This window comes from Dolichospermum planctonicum (assembly GCF_005402965.1).
GTDB lineage: Bacteria > Cyanobacteriota > Cyanobacteriia > Cyanobacteriales > Nostocaceae > Dolichospermum > Dolichospermum planctonicum.
In genome coordinates, this window is record NZ_BJCF01000015.1 from 20,907 (window position 1) to 41,605 (window position 20,699).

The window sequence follows — 20,699 nt, forward strand, 5'->3', positions numbered from 1 at the left end:
TAAAAGTTAGGGTTGTCATCCCGTCTCTGTTCTGCCAGATTACTATAATTACAAAAAATTAACCGTCTTTTGCCATTTAATGAATTACATTTAAATTTACCAGTGAGGAAGTGAGATAGCCGTGTCTTCTAGGACTTTTGAAAACAAACAACCACAACAGCAGGATTCATCTGGATTTGAGTTTTTTAAAGGAGTCGGTCAGATAACTGGGGGTACTCTCCTATTCATAACACTCCTATCAAGCTCCATTATAGCGGGGACACTAGTTGGTTTAGCCATTAGTTTCCGTAATTTACCAGATGTTAGACAAATTAAAAACTTTTTTCCTTCAGAAACAACTTACATATACGATATAAAAGGTAAACTTTTAACCAGTATCCACGGAGAAGCCAACCGAGAAGTAGTACCATTGGATAGAATTTCCCCCAACCTCAAACGCGCAGTTTTGGCCAGTGAAGATGGTCACTTTTACGATCATCATGGGATTAATCCTAGTGGAGTTGGCCGTGCTGTGGTAGTCAACATGGTAGCAGGTGGTGTCAAAGAAGGTGGTTCTACCATCACCATGCAATTGGTGAAAAACCTGTTTTTGTCTCAAAAACGGGCTTTTACGCGGAAATTAGCCGAGGCTGTACTAGCAATTCGTTTAGAGCAAATTCTCAGTAAAGACGAAATTCTGGAAATGTACCTCAATCAAGTTTATTGGGGTCATAACAACTACGGTGTGCAAACAGCAGCCCGCAGTTATTTTAACAAATCAGCAGAATATTTAACTTTAGGTGAATCAGCCATGATGGCTGGTTTAATTCAAGCACCAGAAGAGTTTAGCCCTTTTGCCAGCATGAAAATGGCCAAACAGAAACAAAAAGAAGTTTTGGGGCGGATGATAGAGTTAAATTGGATTACCCAAAAAGAACGGGATGATGCCCTCAAGCAAGAAATTAAACTTGGCAAAATCAGGTCTTTTCAAGGTAGCGCCTTACCTTACATTACCAATACTGTAGCCCAGGAGTTGGCGAAAAAATTTGGCCGGGAAGCCCTGCTCAAAGGGGGAATGCGCGTACAAACTACTGTTGATGCTAAATTCCAAGCCATGGCCGAAGAAACCATCAAAGAATGGCACCAAAAGCTTCAGTCCCAAGGGTTATCTAAGAATCAAATGGCCTTGGTAGCAATTGATCCTCGGACGCATTTTGTGAAAGCTCTAGTTGGTGGTGTAGATTATAAAACCAGTGAATTTAACCGAGCCACTCAAGCGCAACGTCAACCGGGTTCTTCCTTTAAGCCTTTTGTTTACTATGCTGCCTTTGCTACTGGTAAATATGCACCAGATACCACAGTCATAGATGCTCCAGTGGGTTATCAAGATGGTAATGGTTGGTACTACCCAAAAAACTATGATAGTAGTTTTGCTGGAGCAATGTCAATTCGCGCAGCCCTAGCCACTTCTCGGAACATCCCAGTGATTAAACTTGGTAAAGCAGTGGGAATGAATAAAGTCGTTGAAACCTGCCGGACTTTGGGTATTATGAGTCCAATGGAACCCGTTACCTCTCTGCCTTTGGGTGCTATTGGTGTCACTCCCCTAGAAATGGCTAGTGCTTATGCTACCTTTGCTAATTATGGCTGGCAATCACCACCTACCGTAATTGTCCGCATTACAGATAGTGCTGGTAATGTCATTCTCGATAATACACCTAAACCTAAACAAGTTCTCGATTCTTGGGCATCAGCGGCGACCATTGATATTATGACTTCTGTAATTACTGAAGGCACAGGTAAAAATGCTGCCATAAATAGACCAGCCGCTGGGAAAACAGGAACTACATCCTCAGAAAAGGATATTTGGTTTGTGGGTACTGTGCCGCAACTAACTACTGCGGTCTGGGTAGGTAGGGACGACAGCAGACAATTAGCACGTGGAGCAACTGGTGGGGTAATGGTAGCCCCTATTTGGCGCGATTTTATGATGAAAGCACTTAAGGATGTGCCTGTAGAGAAGTTTAAGTCCCCCTCTCAGTTTCCACGTCCTAAGTCAAATTAATAGGTTAGTTGACAGGTGACGGTAGACAGATGACAGATGACAGTTGAAAGTTGAAAGGTTACAATTGAAAGTTGACATATGACAGATGACAGTTGATAGACGACAGGTGACAGTTGGCAGTTGACAGTAGACAGTTGACAGGTGACAGGTGACAGGTGACAGTTGACAGTTGACAGTTGACAGGTGACAGGTGACAGTTGACAGTTGACAGTTGACAGTTGACAGTTGACAGTGGTGATGGGAAATTATTGTTACCCATTACCCATTACCCATTACCCATTACCCATTACCTATTACCCATTACCCATTACCTATATAATGGTCATTTTGTTTTTTCCAAGTCCGCTTTCATCCTTTCTAGTGTGACATTCATTTGCTCAAACATTTGTTGTGGAGTTACACCAAACTGACCTAATTGAGTTTTTAGCTGCTGTATAGTCATTTGGGCCATGAAATCCTCTGATAGCTCGAAACGCTTCATAAAGACGCGATATCTGTCCATCATAGATTCCATTTGCTCAATAAACAATTTCTTGCCCTCACGGTCAAATTTGCCGTAGCTGTTGCCAAGTTGAATCAGTGCTTGATAGTCTTCAAACAACTGCTTGGCCTCTTGCTGCACTATTTCCGAGTCGAAGAATCCCATTTTCCTTTAATTTAAATGATTACTATTAGTCCAGTAGGTGGAAATTTTGGCTCTACACCTTAATTTTAGTGTAGAAGATTCATATATAAAAACTAGGTTGGTTAAAGTAGGGTTTTTTACCGAAATTTCACTACTTGTTTTCTGAGCTTTGGAAGTAACTTGACAAATTATCCCACAAATTATATTAGGATGAGATCATGTTAATTAAGGAAAAAAACCGGATTATTGCGGCTATTTTAGCCTTTTCTGGGACAATAACGATTCCAGGCTTGCATAAGTTCTACTTGGGGCAACCACTTTGGGGAATAGTGTATGTTTTATTATCTTGGACACCTATTCCCAAGGTAGCTAGTGCTATTGAGTGGGTTTGGTATTTAACTCAAGATCAAGAGACTTTTGATCGTCATTTTAATTTGGGTAAAAGTCAAGGTCAGGTAACACCTCCTCAGAGTAATCAAGTAGAATCAGTAGCTAATGCTTTGCGGGAGTTGGACGCACTTCGTCAAGAAGGATTAGTTTCTGAGTATGAGTTTGAGCAAAAACGCCGCCGGATGTTAGATCAGATTTAGATAGGCTGTAGTGGAATAAATAATTTTTAGAAAAGTAGAAATACGTCGTAAATGTTTCAAGACCTTACTTTTACGACGGTAAGCTTTGGGATTTTTGAAAATCTGACCATTGCTACAAATAGAAGAGAGTTAAATTTATACCTTAACACCTTCCAATTCCTGATCAGTTAAATCATACAATTTTCGCAATTGATCTAATTTATCTCCATCAGCTTGCCATAAACCGCGTCCTGACGCTTCCAACATTCTCCCCAAAATATTCTTAAAAGCTTCAGGATTTGCTTTACGTAATTTTTCCGCCATTTCTGGATCTAAAGCATAAGTATCCGCGGCTTGATCATAAACCCAATCATCTTGAAAATCAGCAGTTCCACCCCAACCAATTAACGCCGTCATGCGTTGAGAAATTTCAAAAGCGCCACCAGAACCTTGATTAGCCATTGCGTCAGCCCATTTAGGATTTAATAACTTAGTTCTGTATTCCATGCGTAATAAATCATCTAAATTGCGGGGTGTGGTATCTTTAGAAAAACTTTCCACAAAACTGGCTTGTACCTTTTTACCACTTTGTTTTTCAGCGGCCTTTTTCAAACCGCCCGTATTGGCATAATATTCCTGAATATCAGTTAAACCATATTCTACCGAATCTATTTCTTGAACAATGCGATCGCTAGTTTTCAACAAAGTTTGTAATACCTCTGGTCTAGCTTGTCCCTTATCATTTCTCCCATAACTAAAGACATTACGACTTTCCCAAGTATTCCCCAAATCTTCCCCAGACTCCCAATTACCATCAACTACTCTATCATTAACCAAAGAACCGAAATCACCGGCAGGGTTAGAGAACAATCTAGCCGAATAATTTTCCACACCTTGAGCTTTTAAAGCCAAAGCGTGTTTTCTAATAAAATTCATGTCTTCTGGTTCATCAATTTCCGCAGCCCGTTGAAACAAATCATCCAACAACTCAATAATATTCACAAAACTATCCCGAAAAATACCCGATAGATTTGCTAACACATCAATGCGGGGATGTCCCACCTCAGCAAGAGGTTTTAAATCATATCTAACAATTCTTCCAGTTCCCTCCTTCACAGGTTCAGCGCCCACCAATTCCAAGAGAATCCCCAAAGATTCACCCTTAGTTTTAATAGCATCCAAACCCCATAATAAAACCGCCACAGTTTCAGGATATTTCTTATTTTCACTCAAAGACTGAGAAATAATTTTCTGAGCAATTTCCTTACCCCGTGCAAAAGCGGCTGGAGAAGGCATACGATAGGGATCTAAAGCGTGAATATTCCTTCCCGTCGGTAAAACACCAGCACCATCTCGTAACAAATCCCCACCAGGTGCGGGAAGAATAAACTCACCATTTAAACCCCTTAAAAGATTAGTTAACTCATCAGTAGATTGATTTAATAACCTTGTAATTTCCTCCTCCTCTCCGTGTTCTCTGTGCCTCTGTGGTTCGTTTCCAAAATAAGCATCCAAATAACCAGTTAACTCCTCCTGACTTGGTGCTGCACCTAAAGTATGTAAACCAGAGGAAAAAAGACGATTTTCCAGAACTTGCAAATACTCATATAACTTTACCAAATAATGATCAAAAGCGTGATTGCTGAACATTCTCACATTTTCCGGTGTAAAAGGAATCCCCAAGTTTTTCGCATCATCAAAAGGACAATCCACCTCCAAACCAGTATCAACAATCTTTTTACAAATTCCTTCCTTTAACAGATAATTCTTGGCTGGATCTTCGCGGTATTCTGCAATTAAATCCCGTAAATTTACCAACTCCTTATATAAACCAGCGCGGCCATAGGGAGGAACATTATGAGAGATTAACACCCCATAACCGCGACGTTTAGCTAATATTGATTCTGAAGGATTATTTGCTGCGTAGATATAGAGATTTGGCAGATTTCCTAAAAGAATATCAGACCAGGAATAGCCGGTATTTCCTAAGGGTGAACCTGGCAACCATTCTACAGTTCCGTGCATTCCAAAATGGACAACAGCATCAGCTTGAAAATCATTTTGTAACCATTTATAATAAGCTGCATATTGAGGGTGGGGGGTGAGGTCTCTTTCAAACATTAACCGCATGGGATCTCCTTGAATACCCAAAGGTGGCTGGACACCTATCCAGATGTTACCTAATTGCACACCACCAATATTAAACTCATCACCATAAGTTTTAATGCCGCTACCGGTGAGGTATTTCCATTGTTTTTCTATGCGAGATGTCAACAGATAGCCTAACCATTTTTCTAATGTTTTAGCATTCACCGTTGTCAGATCTTTTTTATTATTTTCTACTAAGGGATTAATTTCATCTGCTGCTTTAATTTGTCGAATTAATTCTTCTCCGTCTTCGGGAATATCACCAACTGTATAACCCTGTGCTTTGAGTGCATTTAGTAATTTAATTAAACTGCGGGGAACGTTTAATAATGCAGCAGTTCCCACCGCACCATAACCGGGGGGAAAACCATATAAAATAATGGCAATTTTTCGCGCAGAAATAGGTTTTTGTCCCAGGGAAACCCAGCTTTTGACTCTATTAGTTAAACGCTGTATTCTTTCGGGAATCAAATAAATTTGTTCACCGACTAAACCACCCAGGGGAATTGTATCAATTGCACCATCTAATTCTGGTAAGGCATATAAGACAACGCTTTGCAAACCGCCCACACCTTGGCGTGTCCAAGAATAAATATCTTGAATTAATAACGGTGCTGCGACGATATAAGGGACATTTTTGGCTGAGAGAATGCGTTTAGCTACTTCCACCTGTCTTCCCGCTTCCATAGAACCCGCAGGACCACCAACCAGGGGAAAACCGATGGTAGAAACTATGGCATTAATTTTTACCGCTTCTGAGGAAAGTGAAGGCGTTTCCAGATTACCTTGTTGACGCTGTTGGGTTTCGTAGTCGCTGGTCATCCAATCTCTGACGGCTACGTGACCTTCTACACCGTTGATAAAGATGGGTAGGGGGATTAACCCTGTTTTTTCAAAATGCCGTATCAGTTGGGGAATATAGGGCAGTTTGGTGATTACGTGCTTTCTGTAAAGTAGAATACCAATAACTGGCTTTGTGGGGTGGACATCTTGCCCGCCTTTCTTAGGCAGGTGAGACACTCGCCCTACAAGATACCATTGTAAATACTCACGGGGTGAGGTAAAAAAACCTGGATAGTCGGGATGTAATAAGCCCATGTTGGGAGTTTCCGTGGGTGGTGGTATATCTCCAACTTTTAAATCTAAGTATTTTTCTGCAATTGTCCAAAATAAGGAAGCGACATTTTCTGAACCGCCGGCGTTCCAATAACCATAGATAATTAACCAGTTGCGTAGGTCTTGGACTTTTTGGACTGGGATAAATTTTAATAACTTAGGTCCGATTTTCAGGAAACTGATATAACCGGCAAGTTTGTCTTCTTCTTTACCATTAGTGAATTTATCAAGAATGAATTTAATCGGTTTAGGCATTCCTGCGGGTTTGTCACCGATAGCAAATGCACCGATTTTCGTTAAACTAATTAATTCTAGTGCTGACTCGAAAATGAGACGAATGGGAATATTAACGATACGCTCCCGCAACCACATAACTTGGTCATAATCAAAGATTAAACTACCAAAGAAGACATCTGCATTTTTAAGTGCTGTTTCTACTTCGGTGCTGTTTGTGGTAATATTGCGATCGCTGAAAACTCGAATATCCAAATCTGGACAGCGAGAACTAGCTAAACTAGCCGCTGTTCGGTATAAGTCCGCGTTAAAGGATTCAAATCCAGCAATTAAGACAATGCGTTTCATCATGCTTTGGCTACGAAATATTTCTTTACCTTAATCTTAAACATTTTTGGGGATTAATGGGGGTTTGAAACGGAATCTCTACCTAAAGCAATTAATTTATCGCGTTTGGCTAAAGCGTGAAAGCTTACTGAGGGATAACCGCTCCCATGCTCCCATTGAAGTAAGAAATAAATCTTTAGACTTGTCTAGGTTTTATATAGCAGATTAAAATCATATCTATCCTTTTTGGAAATACATTAACAAGTAGTGGATCATTGAAATACCAGTAAAGTTACCCAAGGAGATACAAATGAAATACGGCATTGACATTGGTCACAACTGCCCACCCGATAGTGGTGCAAGCGGCATAAGATCGGAAGATAGGTTAACAATGGAGGTAGGCAATAAGGTTATAGATAAATTAGAAAGTTTAGGACATACAGTCATTCCCTGTAAACCCAATAGCGCCAGTACAGTAAATCGTTCTTTAGGTAGCCGCTGTGATAAAGCCAATAATAACCGAGTAGATTTTTTTGTATCTATTCATTTTAATGCCTTTAATGGTCAAGCCAATGGGACTGAAGTATTTGCGATTAGCGACGGTGGCAGAAAAGTTGCCCAAAAAGTATTAGATGAAATTGTCAAATTAGGCTTTTTTAATCGTGGTGTTAAAAGTGGTTCTCACTTGTATGTTCTTAGAAGAACAAATATGCCGGGAATTCTTATAGAGGGTTGCTTCATTGATTCTGCCAAAGATATGCAAATATATGATGGTGAAGCAATGGCCAACGCCATAGTTGCTGGGTTAACAGGTAAAGCAGCAAATACTCCTGCAAATCCTGTTCCTAATGTACCTGTAAATCCTGTTCCTAATGCTCCTGCAAATTCTGTGATAGATGAAGAACAGAATAAAGATAAGAGCATTCTGAGACTACAACAGAGTTTAAATCGTCTGAAAATTACAGATAAAAATAATCGCCCCTTAACAGAAGATAATAGCATGGGACCGGCGACATCTTCGGCAATAGAAAAATTCCAGAGAATTGTGGGAGTTTTACCAACGGGAATAGCGGGTAATACCACCTGGGATGCTATTAATCAAATATTAGCTAAACGGGTGATTCAAGGAACTCATGCCAGTGGTGTGATTATTAAATATTTGCAATACCGTGTAGGTGCTGATCCTGATGGTATTTATGGTCCAAAAACAGAAGCAGCAATCAAGAAATTTCAACAGCAAAACGGTTTAACTGCTGATGGTATTGTTGGGTCAATGAGTTGGCAGAAATTGATAAATTAGTATCAACTTTTTATAGATTCCCGACCTCTTTAAGAAGTCGGGGATCTGAGTTTTTACCTGCTGGCAACTCTCTTGCCTTCGTTTCCTGAAGATTCCTTCGTGGTTTATCCTTTCGTGACTTGTACGTAAGTCTTATGACTCCTGAATTATCTAAAATAGACTGTATTTTTTGAACCAACTTGAGTTAGAATGTAATATCCTAAAATATAGACTTATTCATCATCAGCGAGAAATCCGCACCCAAAATCAGGTAAGCGTCGCGCTAGGATGTAAGACATTAACGGCATCATCTCAGACTATCAGTTAATTATGGAAAATTCCCCCATCAAGGCAGTTCAAGCTTCTTACTACGGCGACAGTTCCTTCCGCACACCGCCGCCAGATTTGCCTTCTCTACTGTTAAAAGAGCGAATTGTCTATCTGGGAATGCCTTTAGTTTCAGCAGACGAATACAAGCGTCAAATGGGTGTTGATGTAACAAAGCTGATTATTGCTCAGTTACTCTATCTGAAATTTGACAACCCAGACAAGCCGATCTTCTTTTACATCAATTCTACGGGTACATCTTGGTACACAGGTGATGCCATTGGTTATGAGACGGAAGCCTTTGCCATTTGTGATACCATTAATTATATCAAGACCCCTGTACATACAATTTGCATTGGTCAAGCTTTGGGAACAGCAGCGCTGATTCTATCAGCCGGAACTAAAGGCCATAGAGCTAGTTTACCTCATGCCACTATTGTCCTCAATCAACCTCGCAGTGGCACAAGGGGTCAAGCAACAGATATTCAAATTTACGCTAAGGAAGTGTTAGCAAACAAAACAGCTATCCTGGATATTTTCTCGAAAAATACTGGACAGCCCCCCGAAAAAATTGCCAAGGATACTGAGCGAATGTTTTATTTAACTCCCCAACAAGCTAAAGAATACGGATTAATTGACCGTGTTTTAGAAAGCATGAAGGATCTACCCAAACCTTTACCAGTAATTGCTTAACTTATTTACAATCATCCCTTATTTCTTCTAATTATCCATGATGCCTGTTGATTCAGCACTTCGAGTACCTTATAACATTCCTGGTAGTAATCAGTGGCAATGGGTTAGTATTGGTCAACGCATGGCTCAGGAACGCATTCTTTTCTTGAACCAGCCACTTACTACCAATGTGGCCAATTCCCTCGTTTCCTCAATACTGTATCTGGAGTCAGAGGATCAAACTAAACCCATCTACCTTTATATCAATTCTCTCGGTGATCCTGTCCTAGCTGGTATGGATGAAACCGCTGGTATGATGTCAATTAAGGCCTGTTTGGCAATCTACGACACAATACAGTACATTAAGTCAGAAATTGTCACTATCTGCTTAGGTCAAGCCGTGGGTATGGCCGCCTTAATTTTATCATCGGGAAGGAAAGGCAAAAGATTTAGTTTACCTCATGCGAATATCGCCCTGACTCAGTTTAGTGTGGCTACTCGCGGTCAAGCAACCGATATTCAAGTTAACGCTGAAGAAGTTTTGCTGAAAAAATCGGTGATTATTGATATTTTTTGCCAAAATACGGGACAAACAGCCGAAAAAATCTCGAAAGATAGTGAACGTATTTTCTATATGACTCCCCAGGAAGCACAGGAATACGGAATAATTGATCGGGTGCTGGAAAGTACCAAGAATTTAGCAAAATCTCTTCCAGTTTGATCTCAATTGACAATTACGGAAAATCTACAGTTCTATCTTCATAGTCTCTACTAAAATTGTCCTATGCCTATTGGTATTCCCAAAGTTCCCTATCGTCTCCCTGGTAGCAGCTACGAACAATGGATCGATCTCGAAGATCGTCTATTTCGGGAGCGGATTATTTTCTTGACAGAGGAAGTAGATGATGGTATTGCTAATGCCATTGTCGCTTACTTACTTTATTTAGATTCCGAGGATCAGAGTAAGCCAATTTATTTGTATATCAATTCTCCCGGTGGTTCTGTAACGGCAGGTTTGGCGATTTACGACACAATGCAGCACATCAAATCTGAGGTGGTGACAATTTGTGTCGGTTTGGCTGCGTCCATGGGGTCTTTTCTTTTGGCTGCGGGAACTAAAGGTAAACGCATGGCTTTACCTCACTCCCGGATTATGATTCATCAACCTTCCGGTGGTACTCGTGGACAAGCTTCTGATATCGAAATCGAAGCTAGAGAGATTTTACGGCTACGTCACCAATTAAATCAAATTTATGTTGATAAGACTGGTCAAACTTTAGAGAAAATTGAGAAAGATATGAATCGTGACTTTTTTATGTCTGCTCAAGAAGCTCAGGAATATGGTTTAATTGATCGGGTGATTGAAGAACGTATTTAGATAGTAGGAAATAATTCAAAATTCAAGATGTAAAGTTCATTTGAATTTTGAATTTTGAATTTTGAATTGGAGTTAAGCCAACATGGATCTTCAAGATTGCTATCGTTTATTGGGTTTAAGGTCGGGAGCTTCTTTTGCGGATGTGAAAGCGTCCTATCGACGATTGGTACAGCAATATCATCCTGATATTAATCCAGATGATCTCAAAGCAAAAGATAAATTTATTGCAGTGAATGAGGCTTATAAGTTCCTGCAAATGATCTTATCACCAGAGGAAATTAAGCCACAGTCTCATGACCTGAAAACTCATGTTTCTGGTTTTTCAGAAGTGAAAACGCAGGTAACAACAGCAAATATCAAAGTTACATCTCACCCAGCAAATTTGCAGGATATCGAACAACGGTTAAAATGGAAGACGTATGAACAATTACAGCGGTTTTTACAAGCAAGACGTTTTCCCCAAGCGATCGCTTTAGCGGAAGCTTTACTGGCACGTTTACCAGCAGATGTAGAAGTGCGTCAATGGTTAGCGATCGCTTATCAAATCTGGGGACAAGCGTTAATTACAGAAAAACAATTCCCAAAGGCCAGAATTTATCTGAAAAAAGCCTTAAAAACCGACCCAGACAATAAAGCTTTATGGTCTGAAGTTCAGCAGGATTTTCAGCGTTTGGGAGTTTAGGTAATGGCCATGGAAAAATTATATGTCTAAATCTGTGATTACTATCACCGTTAAGTTATTTGCTGCTTATCAAGAAGCCTATGGAGTCTCTGAATTGATCTGGGATTTTCCTGATGGTACAATAGTTAAGTCGGTATGCGATCGCTTAATTACTGAACATCCAGAACTGACGCAGTGGAGTCAAATAACTCGCTTTGGTGTTAATTTACAATTCGTGGAAGCAGATAGGATTCTTCAAAATGGTGACGAAGTGGTTTTAATTCCCCCAGTCAACGGTGGTTAATAAGGACATATTCAAATACATTAAAAATAAATTACATATCATTAAATATGATTAAGTTAATTTTTACAGCTATTTTAATAATTTTCCTGACAGGTTGTACTAGTATTGCCTTATTACCAACACCAGAATTAGTGCAAAAAGCGATCGCATTCCAGCTAGAACAAACCCAACAGCAACTTAACCAACAGCTAGATTTAAACTTGCAAAAATTTGATATTCAGCGGATATCTATTACTCAACAACAACCGTTGACCATTGGAAACTTACCAGCTTACCGGGTACAGGGAAATTATGACCTGACTGTGAAATTGCCAAAACGCAGTTTTAAACAAGTGCAAAAACCCTTTGAGGTTTATCTGCAAATTCAGAAAGAAGGTAAAAGTTGGCGGTTATTAATACCAGAAAAAAACTGTCAATATCCTCAAATAAAAGGCAAAAGTTACTTAATTCTTTAAACGTTAAAAGTTCGGTATTTTTGGATAATAGTTAATAAATTCGTCACTGACTGTGTGGGCTTCTCAGGAGAATATGAATAAATTTACGACCGCTATAATCGAAAATTCCCAAGCCATGATAGATTAAACCTCTATCAATAGATATAAATTACAAAAAAACACTAATTAGGTATTGGCAGTTTTCAAGATTGCCTATATATTATATTTCAAGATTGCATCTCCAGAAGGATTTTATGGTAATTCAAAAACCGCAATGGTTTAAAACTGCTTTCCAAATCAAAGGTTCAGTAATTACTGCTATTTATCAACGGGTGATTTTAACTGGGGCTTTTGGAGTATTAGTTTCTGTACTTTATTATAGTAAAGTCCCGGTTTCTCAACCCATTTTAGCTAGTGTTATTCCTAGTATAGTCTTAGGTTTATTATTAGTATTTCGGACAAATACAGCTTATGAACGTTTTTGGGAAGGGAGAAAATGCTGGGGTTCAATGGTTAATACTATCCGCAATTTAGCCCGACAAATCTGGGTATGTATTGATGAAAAACGACCGGAAGATAAAGATAATAAAATTGATGCTTTAAATTTACTGGTAGCTTTTGGAATAGCGACAAAATTGCATTTACGAAGTGAACCTATCAATAGTGATTTAGAAGCATTAATACCCGAATCTAAATATATCAAATTAAAGATTATTAATAATCCTCCTTTAGAAATTGCTTTTTGGATTAGTGATTATTTACAACAGCAGTATAATCGTAATTGTCTCAATAGTTATCAAATGGCTTCTTTGCAAGAATTGTTGAATATTTTGGTAGATAATTTAGGTGCGTGTGAACGAATTTTAAAAACACCCATGCCCCTTGCTTATGCTATTCACCTTAAACAATTATTGTTTTTATACTGCTTCCTTTTGCCATTTCAAATAGTAGAGAGTTTGGGTTGGTGGACTGGGTTAATTTCTGCTTTAGTCAGTTTTACCTTATTCGGTATTGAAGCCATTGGTTTAGAAATTGAAAACCCCTTTGGTTATGATGAAAATGACTTACCTTTAGACGCAATTTGCAAAACTATGAAACGGAATATTGATGATATCATCAGCTTAACTCCTAGTGTGCAAAAATCATAATCAGATGGGAAACTGCTGTAATTTATCAGTTTTTATCAGTTTTTATCTGCGTTAATCTGCGGTTAATGATTCTCAAAATTAGATTCTGTGAGTTTGATTATAAACGGAGATACTCCCTCAACAAATGCCTGAGTAGATTCATAGGGCATAACATTTTTACCAGTTATTTTTATTCCCTGACTTTGAGATACACAATTGAGATAATGCGCTAATCTTTGATCTGGACTTTCTTGTTTGCTTTCTTTACTAATACCCAGGGAGTTTTGTCCCATAACTAACAATGTAGGATAGGGAATTGCAGCAATATCACTACTGTAGTCTCTTTGCCAAAACCTGGCTAAAAAAGCAAATACTGCATAACGTCCATTAATATTTTTAGCATCTGCTTCCAGCATATTTAACCATTCATCATCAACATTTTCACTAGCAGCAAACAATTTTTCCACAGAGAAAGAATACAAAAATTTACGGGTGCGAGCATAGCGGAAAAAAGCATTACCTATGGGGGATGTAAAAATGCTCCAAAGTAGATTTTGTTGCCATTTAGGGGCGTTTTTAGTAATTACTGGCCAAGATGTAGGATCAGAAAATACTAACCCAGCAATTAATTCTTTTTCCAGTTTGACTAATTCAATAGCAACTGGTAATAAAGCCCCTTGCACTACGATAATAACAGGTTTTTTGACCACAGTTTGCAAGAAGTATTGTAACTGTTTTGCCCAGTTAATTGGTTTGTGTGCTAGAGGTGGCATATCACTTTCACCACAACCCAGTAAATCGGGATTGTAAATAGGATTTTGGTGATTTTTATCATACCATTCTCGGCAGAATCGCTGCCAAAATTGCCGTGATAATCCTACTCCTATGGGATGAATTAACAGTAAAGGAATACCCGTTGCTGGAGAATTGAGCGGTTGATGAATTTCGTAAGCACAGCGGTAATTTTGCCACAGATAATATTGGGTAGGAGATGCTGTTTTAGATTTAGATAAGGACATAATTTTAAGTTTTTATAGGGGGAGTTTTAAGAATTGCTAAAAAATGATGCGGGGATGAATAAATTGATAACCAGCATCTTTAAGTTTTTGATTGGATACCCAGGCATTATAGGGGCGGATATTTTTATTATTTGCATCCCAAATAACATTAGGTAAATTATTTTTTGTCATCAGATTATCAAGTAATTCTTTATTCGTGAGATGACTATCATCAACAAGATTATAAATACCTTCTAAGCGATGTTCACGGGCAAATTCTATAGTACCAACTATATCATCAAGGTGAATCCAATTGGTGATATCTTCGCCATTACCAGCGCGGGTTGTTCCTGCGGCTCTAGCAAATATTTTTACCAATTCTCTACCAGGTCCATAAATACCGCCTAAACGGAGAATACACACGCGGGTATTTTCATTATTTGCTGATAATAATATGTCTTCTGTTTTTCGTAGCAGTTGAGAATTGCGATTAGCTGGTGCTGGTGGACTTTCTTCGTCTACCCATACGCCATTTCTATCTCCATAAATTGAATAACTACCTGTATATATTACTTGACGAACATTAGGAAATTTGGGAAGTAGAGAAACTAGATTTTTAGCAGTTTCTACATAGGTTTCTTCATAGGAATCGGCGTTTTTTGCCCCTACACTTAATAAGACAACATTCTGATTTTTTAATACGGCTTTTAACCCTACTAAATCGTTACCTGGAGTGACAATAACTTTGGGTGCAATTGTTTCTAAAACTGGTATACGTTCTGGGCTAGTTGTGGTGACAGTCAGCAGAAAATTACTGTTTGACTGCCAATATTTGCCAACTGCATAACCTACGTAACCACAACCGATGATTGCAATATTCATGATGTTTAATAGAACTAAAATAAATTCAACTATTTTTAACAATTACCAGTTAATAATTAAATAGTACAGGAATATGCAAGTTTTTAACTAATGGCTATTAGGTTAACTTTTTATTTCTGCCTATTCATATCTATAACGGTAGGTTGACTTGGTTTTTTGCTTTTTACCCGCTAGATTTGATTTTAGGTATGAATTGTACCATCTGGCATGATCGCTCCGGCTAAGTTAGCACCAATTAATTTTACCAGCAAGCGATCGCCAGAACGAATTCTTGCCCCTGTCAAATCAGCGCCCCGCAAATCAGCCCCGCTGAAATCCGCACCAACCAAATTTGCCGAGCGTAAATTTGCCTCTCTTAAATCTGCTAAAAGTAAGTTAGCTCTAAATAAATTGGCTTCTGACAAATTCGCACCTCTCAAAATCACTTTGTGCATAAAAGTATCACTGAGATTAGACCTGCTTAAATTAGCATAACTCAAGTTTCTTCCTGATAAGTCCCGATTACTCAAGTTAGCGCGACTAAAATCTTTACCACTCAAATCTGAATTTGGCTGTGGTTGTTGATAGGTTGTTTTTGGTGAGTAAGAGTAAGTTTTGGATGGTTTATCTGGTTGAGAATTAGGGGAAAGCGGCTGTTTATCTCCTAAAGAGCGCAATTTATCCCGCGCCATATTCAATGATTTCAGCTTTTCCTGAGCTTTGTGCTGTAAACGCAGATTGTCTTTTGGGAGGCGGTCTGGGTGCCAAACAAACACTAAATCTTTATAAGCCTGATTTATTTCTTCCAGTGTGGCCCCCGGCTCTAATTCCAAGATTCTGTAGTACCGCTCCAATTCGCTCGTCATGATATATTAGTGAAGATGAAGATAATAATTGAACAAATGATGGGTTATGCAGTCATTTGTTCAGTATAACGATTGATTGCTGCTGCTATCGGCATGGAATTGAACAAACTATTCAACCCACTGGCGGAAATTGTACCAGGAAGCGTCAGCAATGCCCTGAACTTATTTAGGGTTGGGAAAAAAAGTATTTTTGCGGACTTTAGGAGTCAACAGGGAAATGTGAGAATTTTTGAGAATCCTCGAAAATTTGATCCAGTGTATTTAAAATCAATGAACTACAACATTTAAAAACAAAGTCTTATCTGATCAATCCATTTCGCCAGCGACCAATGGCTTGCAAATATGCTACAACGGGGACGCGGTAGACCTCAATCACAATCCAAACAATAATTGCTAAGTGCGACAAAAAAGTTAATACTGTCCAAATCAATGGAATCCAGGTGAAAAAATCATCAGCCGCAGGGGGAAAACAATATACCGTAATACCTATCAAAGTTGTAGGTAAAATGACAAAAGCAATGGCAGCTAAACTATAACCCCAACCTAATTCCACACCTAATAATTGAGCTTGAGTCCACTTAAATCCATTCCAATGCCAAACTAATGGTGGTTCTCTAGAAGGCATTTTCACTTGCTGTAGTTCCAAATTGACCGTAAGAATTTCGTGGCAAAAATCACAGCACATAGCCTCCATCATTGGCATTTGCGAAATTTTACCAATACGACATACTGGACATGGATAATCTTCTTGAAAGTTTAAAGATTTTGATCTAATTGGGGAATTGTCCATGATTAAACTACTCTTTTTTCAACTTTCCTATGATCTTATCTATTCCCTACCCTAAATAAGCCTGTTTAACTTTTTCATCTTTAATTAAATCTGAGGCTGCACCTGTTAAAATCATAGAACCTGCTTCTAATACATAGCCTCGGTCTGCAATTTTCAAAGCTAAATTAGCATTTTGTTCAACTAATAAAATCGTAACTCCTGTTGTTCGTAAATTCTGAATAATTGTAAAAATTTCTTTAACAATCCCAGGGGCTAAACCTAAACTGGGTTCATCTAAAAGTAAGAGTTTTGGTCTACTCATTAAAGCCCGTGCAATAGCTAACATTTGTTGTTCTCCACCGCTGAGAGTTCCTGCTAATTGATTGCGTCTTTGTGCTAACCGAGGAAATAGATCAAATTGCTGAGAAATATCTGTTTTAATGTTTTTATCTCCACGCACATAAGCCCCCAACATTAAGTTATCAAAAACCGTTTGTTTGGCTAAAATTCTCCGCCCTTCTGGACAATGGGCTAAACCAAGTTTTAACATTTCATGGCCTTGACGACGATTGATATTTCGTCCTTGATAAATAATATTTCCACTTTGGGGATTTAGCATTTTAGAAATTGCTTTTAATGTGGTAGTTTTACCAGCACCATTTGCACCAACTAGGGTGACTACTTCACCTTTTTTAATAGTTAAATTAACTTTTTTTAAGGCTTGAATACCACCATAACTGACATTGATTTCTTGTAGATCTAAGATGATTTCCCTGGTTAATTGATGTTGATCTGTGTTCATTATCATTCATTCCCTAAATAAGCGGCAATTACCTTTGGATTGTTTCTAATCAGAGATGGTTTATCCAAAGCTATTAACTGTCCAAAATCTAAAACTGCAATCCGATCACACAATCCCATAACTAATGGTACATGATGTTCAATTATAATAATAGTGAAATGAAAGCGATCGCGCAAATCTCGAATAAATTCACTCAATTGCTGTTTTTCGTTAAGGTTCATTCCGGCCGCAGGTTCATCTAAAAGTAAAATTTGCGGTTCTAAAGCTAAAGCCCGGGCAATTTCTAGACGACGTTGATCACCATAGGCTAAATTTTTAGCTTTTTCTTCGGTGCGATTATCTAAACCAATTAATGTTAATAATTCTAAGGCTTTTTGTCTACTGTTTTCCTCCTCCTTGACTGCTAATGGTAAACCTAACACTCCTGTAATAATATTGCTGTGAGTGTGTAAATGTCTGGCAATAATTACATTATCTAATACCGATAATTCCCCAAATAAGCGAATATTTTGAAATGTTCTCGCAATTCCTAAACCCGCAATTTGATGAGGTGGTAATTGAGAAATTACTCGACCTTGATAAATTAATTCACCACTAGAAGGAGGAATTAAACCAGTAATTAAATTAAATAGTGTAGTTTTACCAGCGCCGTTAGGTCCAATGAAGCCAAAAATCTCTCCCTGATTAACAGAAAAAGATAGATTATTGACTGCGACTACACCACCAAAACGACGGGTTAATTCTTTTGCTGTTAACATCATCTTAACTATGATTTATGTGATTTAAGTTCAAAAAAGGTGAAATTGTCAAGTTTGTTTGAGAAAATACTTTTTCAATGTTAAGGATTTCCCTTTTTCCCCTTCCCTCTTTTAGCGGTAATTGAAAATTGACAGATTCTTAGCTTTAGCTGCTTAAAAATATCAGGAGTGACTAAACCTTGGGGAAAAAATATTGTACCAATGACAATTAACAAACCAAAAATAATTAATCTGCCATCTCGTAAAAAATGGGCAAACCAATCAGGTAAACCACCTGTATCAGCGAGATTTCTTAATACTTCTGGTAAAGCTGTAAATACCATTCCTCCTAATACTGCGCCTAAAAAACTTCTAGAACCACCAATTAACACATAAGTCAAGTAAATAATACTAGCATCAAAAGTACCTTGACGGGCATTCCAAGTATTCAGAAAATGGGCGCTAATTGCGCCAACTACCCCGGCTAAAATTGAACCCAAGGTAAAGGCTAAAACTTTATAATAGGTGGGGTTAATTCCCATTGCTCCCGCTGCTAATTCATCTTCACGGATAGCAATAAAAGCTCGGCCAATACGAATACGTTCTAGACGATAAATCACCACCATACTGATAATTAATAAAGGTAAAGCAATCCATAAATATTCTATTGGTGTTTGGAAAGGTTGGGGAATACCAAAAATACCAACTGCACCACCTGTGATCTCTAAATTTAAAGATATCACCCGCAAAACTTCCACAAAAGCAATGGTAGCAATTGCTAAATAAATTCCTCGCAATCTTAAAGCGGGAACTCCCACGGCTACACCTAATAAACCGGAAATAATTCCAGCAATTAACATCTCAAATAATAAGATATGAATTGGGAGTAAATCACTATTAGAGATATTAGATATAAAAACTTTAGTAGAAAAAATGGCGGCAATATATCCACCTATAGCATAAAATCCCGGACTAGCTAAAGATAATTGTCCGGTCATTAATGGCAGGTAAAGTGATAGTCCCAGCAGTGAACCTAAGACCATTGAGACAATTAAAGAGCCGTAAGTAGAAAAAAATTCAGCCATATTTTGGTGTGGGAAACATTTTGCATTTTATAGTTAGTATACATCAATCTTGTACCTCATTGACTGACAATATGCTGTATTAAGAAGCATTTATCCACCAATTTCGCAAAGGATGATTTTTTGGAGGTTGATAATGTGCTTTAATTCTAATTGCATTGAGTACATTATTTAATAATAAATGATTAACACTTTGATGCGACGTTCTCCTTTTTCAATAGCGATCATGGTGGTGCGTGCAGCGTCAATAATTTTGGCTGCATCCGCTTGAGTCATGTTGCATTTTTTACGCGCTTGTTGGAGGAGTTCTCCTAATGTCCGCAGATAAATGTTATCCAGGATGTTGGTAGTCATGATGTTTCTTTGATAATGTCAGGTAATAATTATATTAATTTAGCTATAATGTCAGGTTTTAATATAGTTGACAAATAGATTACTTGTTAATATTATAGTTACAAGTGCATCACTTGTAAATACTTTAATTCATTATTAGTCTGATTGACTAATAAGAACGATAATTTAGGAGTAGTGAATCATGGGTTAGATATGCCTTCCAAAAAACCGCAAATGACAATTCGCATAGAAGAAGATGAATATAAATACTTAGAAGATTGGGCTGCTAGAGAGTTTCTCAGTGTTCCTCAATTAGCTAAGGTGATTGTCAAGAGAGCGATCGCCCAAAATAAAAAATCTCAACAAGTAGAATCACCATGACAGAGGAAGAAAAAATTTCCAGACACGCAGCTACAGACAGAGATAAATGTCAAGAAATGGCTGATAAATACGGATGGGAATTATTGAAAGTAGAACCTACTAATAATAAAATTCTCAAAGTTGATTGTGTGTTTGAAGGTGAAACAGAATTTCCTAATGATCATGAGGAATCAAAATGAGTAAATATATTATTTTTAAAGCAGATAAAGGACAGTTAAAAAACTGGAAAAAAATGTTACTATCTCATACTGGAGCTTGTACTAATATCCTAGCTGAACATTATGATGGTTCTAAAAAACCTATTCCCGAACCAGGTTATAGACTCAAGGAATTTAGTCAAATTGAAGAATATGTAGATTCTGAATTTCCAGGTGCAAGTACACATTATAGAATTGGTGATTGGGAGGTTTCCAAGGTAGAAGAATATGTACCAGATTTACCTCTGGGTACTTTTGAATCAGTAGTTATTTGTTATTGTCGTTATTCCCCAGTAAATACCCCATTAAAACCATTACCAAAAATCCAAGTATCCCCTAGTCTTAAAATAGAAGCGTGAATAGAAACCTGTGGGAAATTGTAGGTAAATGAAAGAGGCATTTTCATGTAAATCTCCCACATTTCGATT

At 38.1% G+C, this 20,699-nt stretch carries 23 protein-coding genes; 13 read left to right on the forward strand and 10 right to left on the reverse strand.

The window, feature by feature from the left end; translation table 11 throughout:
* The first annotated feature begins 121 nt into the window (after window positions 1–121).
* Entirely contained in the window at window positions 122–2,044 is a 1,923-nt protein-coding gene (locus FFO06_RS08670; RefSeq protein WP_137907682.1) for a transglycosylase domain-containing protein, read from the forward strand.
* Window positions 2,045–2,366: 322 nt separating this feature from the next.
* Here FFO06_RS08670 and FFO06_RS08680 read toward each other — a convergent pair whose 3' ends face one another.
* The gene (locus FFO06_RS08680; RefSeq protein WP_137907684.1) at window positions 2,367–2,690 is read right to left on the reverse strand and encodes a DUF1825 family protein; all 324 of its coding nucleotides are present in this window, start codon (window positions 2,688–2,690) and stop codon (window positions 2,367–2,369) included.
* 197 nt (window positions 2,691–2,887) lie between these two features.
* Between FFO06_RS08680 and FFO06_RS08685 the strand changes: the two genes are divergently transcribed.
* The gene (locus FFO06_RS08685; protein ID WP_137907685.1) at window positions 2,888–3,259 is read left to right on the forward strand and encodes an NINE protein; all 372 of its coding nucleotides are present in this window, start codon (window positions 2,888–2,890) and stop codon (window positions 3,257–3,259) included.
* Window positions 3,260–3,394: 135 nt separating this feature from the next.
* Here FFO06_RS08685 and bchH read toward each other — a convergent pair whose 3' ends face one another.
* Entirely contained in the window at window positions 3,395–7,084 is a 3,690-nt protein-coding gene (gene bchH, locus FFO06_RS08690) for a magnesium chelatase subunit H (RefSeq protein WP_137907733.1), read from the reverse strand.
* A gap of 289 nt (window positions 7,085–7,373) precedes the next feature.
* On the opposite strand from bchH, the gene FFO06_RS08695 reads away from it, so the two are divergent.
* The 8 genes from FFO06_RS08695 (at window position 7,374) to FFO06_RS08730 (ending at window position 13,266) form a co-directional block, all read left to right on the forward strand.
* On the forward strand, window positions 7,374–8,363 hold the full coding sequence (locus FFO06_RS08695; RefSeq protein ID WP_137907686.1) for an N-acetylmuramoyl-L-alanine amidase: 990 nt from the start codon (window positions 7,374–7,376) through the stop codon (window positions 8,361–8,363).
* Between the two features lie 309 nt (window positions 8,364–8,672).
* Complete coding sequence (locus tag FFO06_RS08700; protein WP_028083913.1) at window positions 8,673–9,362, forward strand: ATP-dependent Clp protease proteolytic subunit; 690 nt, start codon at window positions 8,673–8,675, stop codon at window positions 9,360–9,362.
* A 40-nt stretch (window positions 9,363–9,402) separates the two neighbouring features.
* Window positions 9,403–10,062 carry an ATP-dependent Clp protease proteolytic subunit gene (locus FFO06_RS08705; protein WP_028083912.1) on the forward strand — a complete coding sequence of 220 codons (660 nt, stop codon included), beginning with the start codon at window positions 9,403–9,405 and terminating at the stop codon, window positions 10,060–10,062.
* Window positions 10,063–10,125: 63 nt separating this feature from the next.
* Entirely contained in the window at window positions 10,126–10,719 is a 594-nt protein-coding gene (locus tag FFO06_RS08710) for an ATP-dependent Clp protease proteolytic subunit (RefSeq protein WP_137907687.1), read from the forward strand.
* 82 nt (window positions 10,720–10,801) lie between these two features.
* Window positions 10,802–11,401 (forward strand): J domain-containing protein, encoded by a 600-nt coding sequence (locus FFO06_RS08715; protein WP_137907688.1) that lies wholly within the window; start codon window positions 10,802–10,804, stop codon window positions 11,399–11,401.
* Window positions 11,402–11,423: 22 nt separating this feature from the next.
* Window positions 11,424–11,684: a MoaD/ThiS family protein gene (locus FFO06_RS08720; protein WP_137907689.1), complete on the forward strand. Its 261-nt coding sequence runs from the start codon at window positions 11,424–11,426 to the stop codon at window positions 11,682–11,684.
* A gap of 47 nt (window positions 11,685–11,731) precedes the next feature.
* Window positions 11,732–12,139 carry a hypothetical protein gene (locus FFO06_RS08725; RefSeq protein ID WP_137907690.1) on the forward strand — a complete coding sequence of 136 codons (408 nt, stop codon included), beginning with the start codon at window positions 11,732–11,734 and terminating at the stop codon, window positions 12,137–12,139.
* A 233-nt stretch (window positions 12,140–12,372) separates the two neighbouring features.
* On the forward strand, window positions 12,373–13,266 hold the full coding sequence (locus tag FFO06_RS08730; RefSeq protein ID WP_137907691.1) for a bestrophin family protein: 894 nt from the start codon (window positions 12,373–12,375) through the stop codon (window positions 13,264–13,266).
* Between the two features lie 62 nt (window positions 13,267–13,328).
* Here FFO06_RS08730 and FFO06_RS08735 read toward each other — a convergent pair whose 3' ends face one another.
* The 8 genes from FFO06_RS08735 to FFO06_RS08770 form a co-directional block, all read right to left on the reverse strand.
* A complete protein-coding gene (locus FFO06_RS08735) occupies window positions 13,329–14,264 on the reverse strand; it encodes an alpha/beta fold hydrolase (RefSeq protein ID WP_137907692.1) in 936 nt (311 codons plus the stop codon).
* 36 nt (window positions 14,265–14,300) lie between these two features.
* Complete coding sequence (locus FFO06_RS08740; RefSeq protein WP_137907693.1) at window positions 14,301–15,125, reverse strand: SDR family oxidoreductase; 825 nt, start codon at window positions 15,123–15,125, stop codon at window positions 14,301–14,303.
* Window positions 15,126–15,307: 182 nt separating this feature from the next.
* Window positions 15,308–15,970 carry a pentapeptide repeat-containing protein gene (locus FFO06_RS08745; RefSeq protein WP_137907694.1) on the reverse strand — a complete coding sequence of 221 codons (663 nt, stop codon included), beginning with the start codon at window positions 15,968–15,970 and terminating at the stop codon, window positions 15,308–15,310.
* Between the two features lie 298 nt (window positions 15,971–16,268).
* Window positions 16,269–16,760, reverse strand: a complete 492-nt coding sequence (locus FFO06_RS08750) for a hypothetical protein (protein WP_137907695.1) — start codon at window positions 16,758–16,760, stop codon at window positions 16,269–16,271.
* A gap of 46 nt (window positions 16,761–16,806) precedes the next feature.
* The gene (locus FFO06_RS08755) at window positions 16,807–17,541 is read right to left on the reverse strand and encodes an ABC transporter ATP-binding protein (RefSeq protein ID WP_028083902.1); all 735 of its coding nucleotides are present in this window, start codon (window positions 17,539–17,541) and stop codon (window positions 16,807–16,809) included.
* Between the two features lie 2 nt (window positions 17,542–17,543).
* Window positions 17,544–18,302, reverse strand: a complete 759-nt coding sequence (locus FFO06_RS08760; RefSeq protein WP_137907696.1) for an ABC transporter ATP-binding protein — start codon at window positions 18,300–18,302, stop codon at window positions 17,544–17,546.
* 77 nt (window positions 18,303–18,379) lie between these two features.
* Window positions 18,380–19,363 carry a branched-chain amino acid ABC transporter permease gene (locus FFO06_RS08765; RefSeq protein ID WP_137907697.1) on the reverse strand — a complete coding sequence of 328 codons (984 nt, stop codon included), beginning with the start codon at window positions 19,361–19,363 and terminating at the stop codon, window positions 18,380–18,382.
* Window positions 19,364–19,531: 168 nt separating this feature from the next.
* The gene (locus FFO06_RS08770; RefSeq protein WP_236097109.1) at window positions 19,532–19,714 is read right to left on the reverse strand and encodes a helix-turn-helix domain-containing protein; all 183 of its coding nucleotides are present in this window, start codon (window positions 19,712–19,714) and stop codon (window positions 19,532–19,534) included.
* A gap of 144 nt (window positions 19,715–19,858) precedes the next feature.
* Here FFO06_RS08770 and FFO06_RS21485 point away from each other — a divergent pair, with 144 nt between their 5' ends.
* The 3 genes from FFO06_RS21485 to FFO06_RS08785 are packed head-to-tail and all read left to right on the forward strand — an operon-like array spanning window position 19,859 to window position 20,630.
* Window positions 19,859–20,074, forward strand: coding sequence for a hypothetical protein (locus FFO06_RS21485; RefSeq protein ID WP_137907698.1), 216 nt, complete (start codon window positions 19,859–19,861; stop codon window positions 20,072–20,074).
* Window positions 20,071–20,253, forward strand: coding sequence for a hypothetical protein (locus tag FFO06_RS08780; protein ID WP_137907699.1), 183 nt, complete (start codon window positions 20,071–20,073; stop codon window positions 20,251–20,253). The genes FFO06_RS21485 and FFO06_RS08780 overlap by 4 nt, the downstream gene beginning before the upstream one ends.
* Window positions 20,250–20,630: a hypothetical protein gene (locus FFO06_RS08785; protein ID WP_137907700.1), complete on the forward strand. Its 381-nt coding sequence runs from the start codon at window positions 20,250–20,252 to the stop codon at window positions 20,628–20,630. The genes FFO06_RS08780 and FFO06_RS08785 overlap by 4 nt, the downstream gene beginning before the upstream one ends.
* The last annotated feature ends 69 nt before the right edge of the window (window positions 20,631–20,699 follow it).

What these genes read in the sequence shown, in the direction of transcription:
- FFO06_RS08760 (WP_137907696.1), bottom strand. Translation starts at nt 18,302, where the DNA reads ATGATGTTAACAGCAAAAGAATTAACCCGTCGTTTTGGTGGTGTAGTC.
- FFO06_RS08705 (WP_028083912.1), top strand. Translation starts at nt 9,403, where the DNA reads ATGCCTGTTGATTCAGCACTTCGAGTACCTTATAACATTCCTGGTAGT.
- FFO06_RS08715 (WP_137907688.1), top strand. Translation starts at nt 10,802, where the DNA reads ATGGATCTTCAAGATTGCTATCGTTTATTGGGTTTAAGGTCGGGAGCT.
- FFO06_RS08735 (WP_137907692.1), bottom strand. Translation starts at nt 14,264, where the DNA reads ATGTCCTTATCTAAATCTAAAACAGCATCTCCTACCCAATATTATCTG.
- FFO06_RS08720 (WP_137907689.1), top strand. Translation starts at nt 11,424, where the DNA reads ATGTCTAAATCTGTGATTACTATCACCGTTAAGTTATTTGCTGCTTAT.
- FFO06_RS08685 (WP_137907685.1), top strand. Translation starts at nt 2,888, where the DNA reads ATGTTAATTAAGGAAAAAAACCGGATTATTGCGGCTATTTTAGCCTTT.
- FFO06_RS08755 (WP_028083902.1), bottom strand. Translation starts at nt 17,541, where the DNA reads ATGAACACAGATCAACATCAATTAACCAGGGAAATCATCTTAGATCTA.
- FFO06_RS08745 (WP_137907694.1), bottom strand. Translation starts at nt 15,970, where the DNA reads ATGACGAGCGAATTGGAGCGGTACTACAGAATCTTGGAATTAGAGCCG.
- FFO06_RS08740 (WP_137907693.1), bottom strand. Translation starts at nt 15,125, where the DNA reads ATGAATATTGCAATCATCGGTTGTGGTTACGTAGGTTATGCAGTTGGC.
- FFO06_RS08725 (WP_137907690.1), top strand. Translation starts at nt 11,732, where the DNA reads ATGATTAAGTTAATTTTTACAGCTATTTTAATAATTTTCCTGACAGGT.
- FFO06_RS08700 (WP_028083913.1), top strand. Translation starts at nt 8,673, where the DNA reads ATGGAAAATTCCCCCATCAAGGCAGTTCAAGCTTCTTACTACGGCGAC.
- FFO06_RS08785 (WP_137907700.1), top strand. Translation starts at nt 20,250, where the DNA reads ATGAGTAAATATATTATTTTTAAAGCAGATAAAGGACAGTTAAAAAAC.
- bchH (WP_137907733.1), bottom strand. Translation starts at nt 7,084, where the DNA reads ATGAAACGCATTGTCTTAATTGCTGGATTTGAATCCTTTAACGCGGAC.
- FFO06_RS08770 (WP_236097109.1), bottom strand. Translation starts at nt 19,714, where the DNA reads ATGACTACCAACATCCTGGATAACATTTATCTGCGGACATTAGGAGAA.
- FFO06_RS08765 (WP_137907697.1), bottom strand. Translation starts at nt 19,363, where the DNA reads ATGGCTGAATTTTTTTCTACTTACGGCTCTTTAATTGTCTCAATGGTC.
- FFO06_RS08780 (WP_137907699.1), top strand. Translation starts at nt 20,071, where the DNA reads ATGACAGAGGAAGAAAAAATTTCCAGACACGCAGCTACAGACAGAGAT.
- FFO06_RS08750 (WP_137907695.1), bottom strand. Translation starts at nt 16,760, where the DNA reads ATGGACAATTCCCCAATTAGATCAAAATCTTTAAACTTTCAAGAAGAT.
- FFO06_RS08730 (WP_137907691.1), top strand. Translation starts at nt 12,373, where the DNA reads ATGGTAATTCAAAAACCGCAATGGTTTAAAACTGCTTTCCAAATCAAA.
- FFO06_RS08695 (WP_137907686.1), top strand. Translation starts at nt 7,374, where the DNA reads ATGAAATACGGCATTGACATTGGTCACAACTGCCCACCCGATAGTGGT.
- FFO06_RS08710 (WP_137907687.1), top strand. Translation starts at nt 10,126, where the DNA reads ATGCCTATTGGTATTCCCAAAGTTCCCTATCGTCTCCCTGGTAGCAGC.
- FFO06_RS08680 (WP_137907684.1), bottom strand. Translation starts at nt 2,690, where the DNA reads ATGGGATTCTTCGACTCGGAAATAGTGCAGCAAGAGGCCAAGCAGTTG.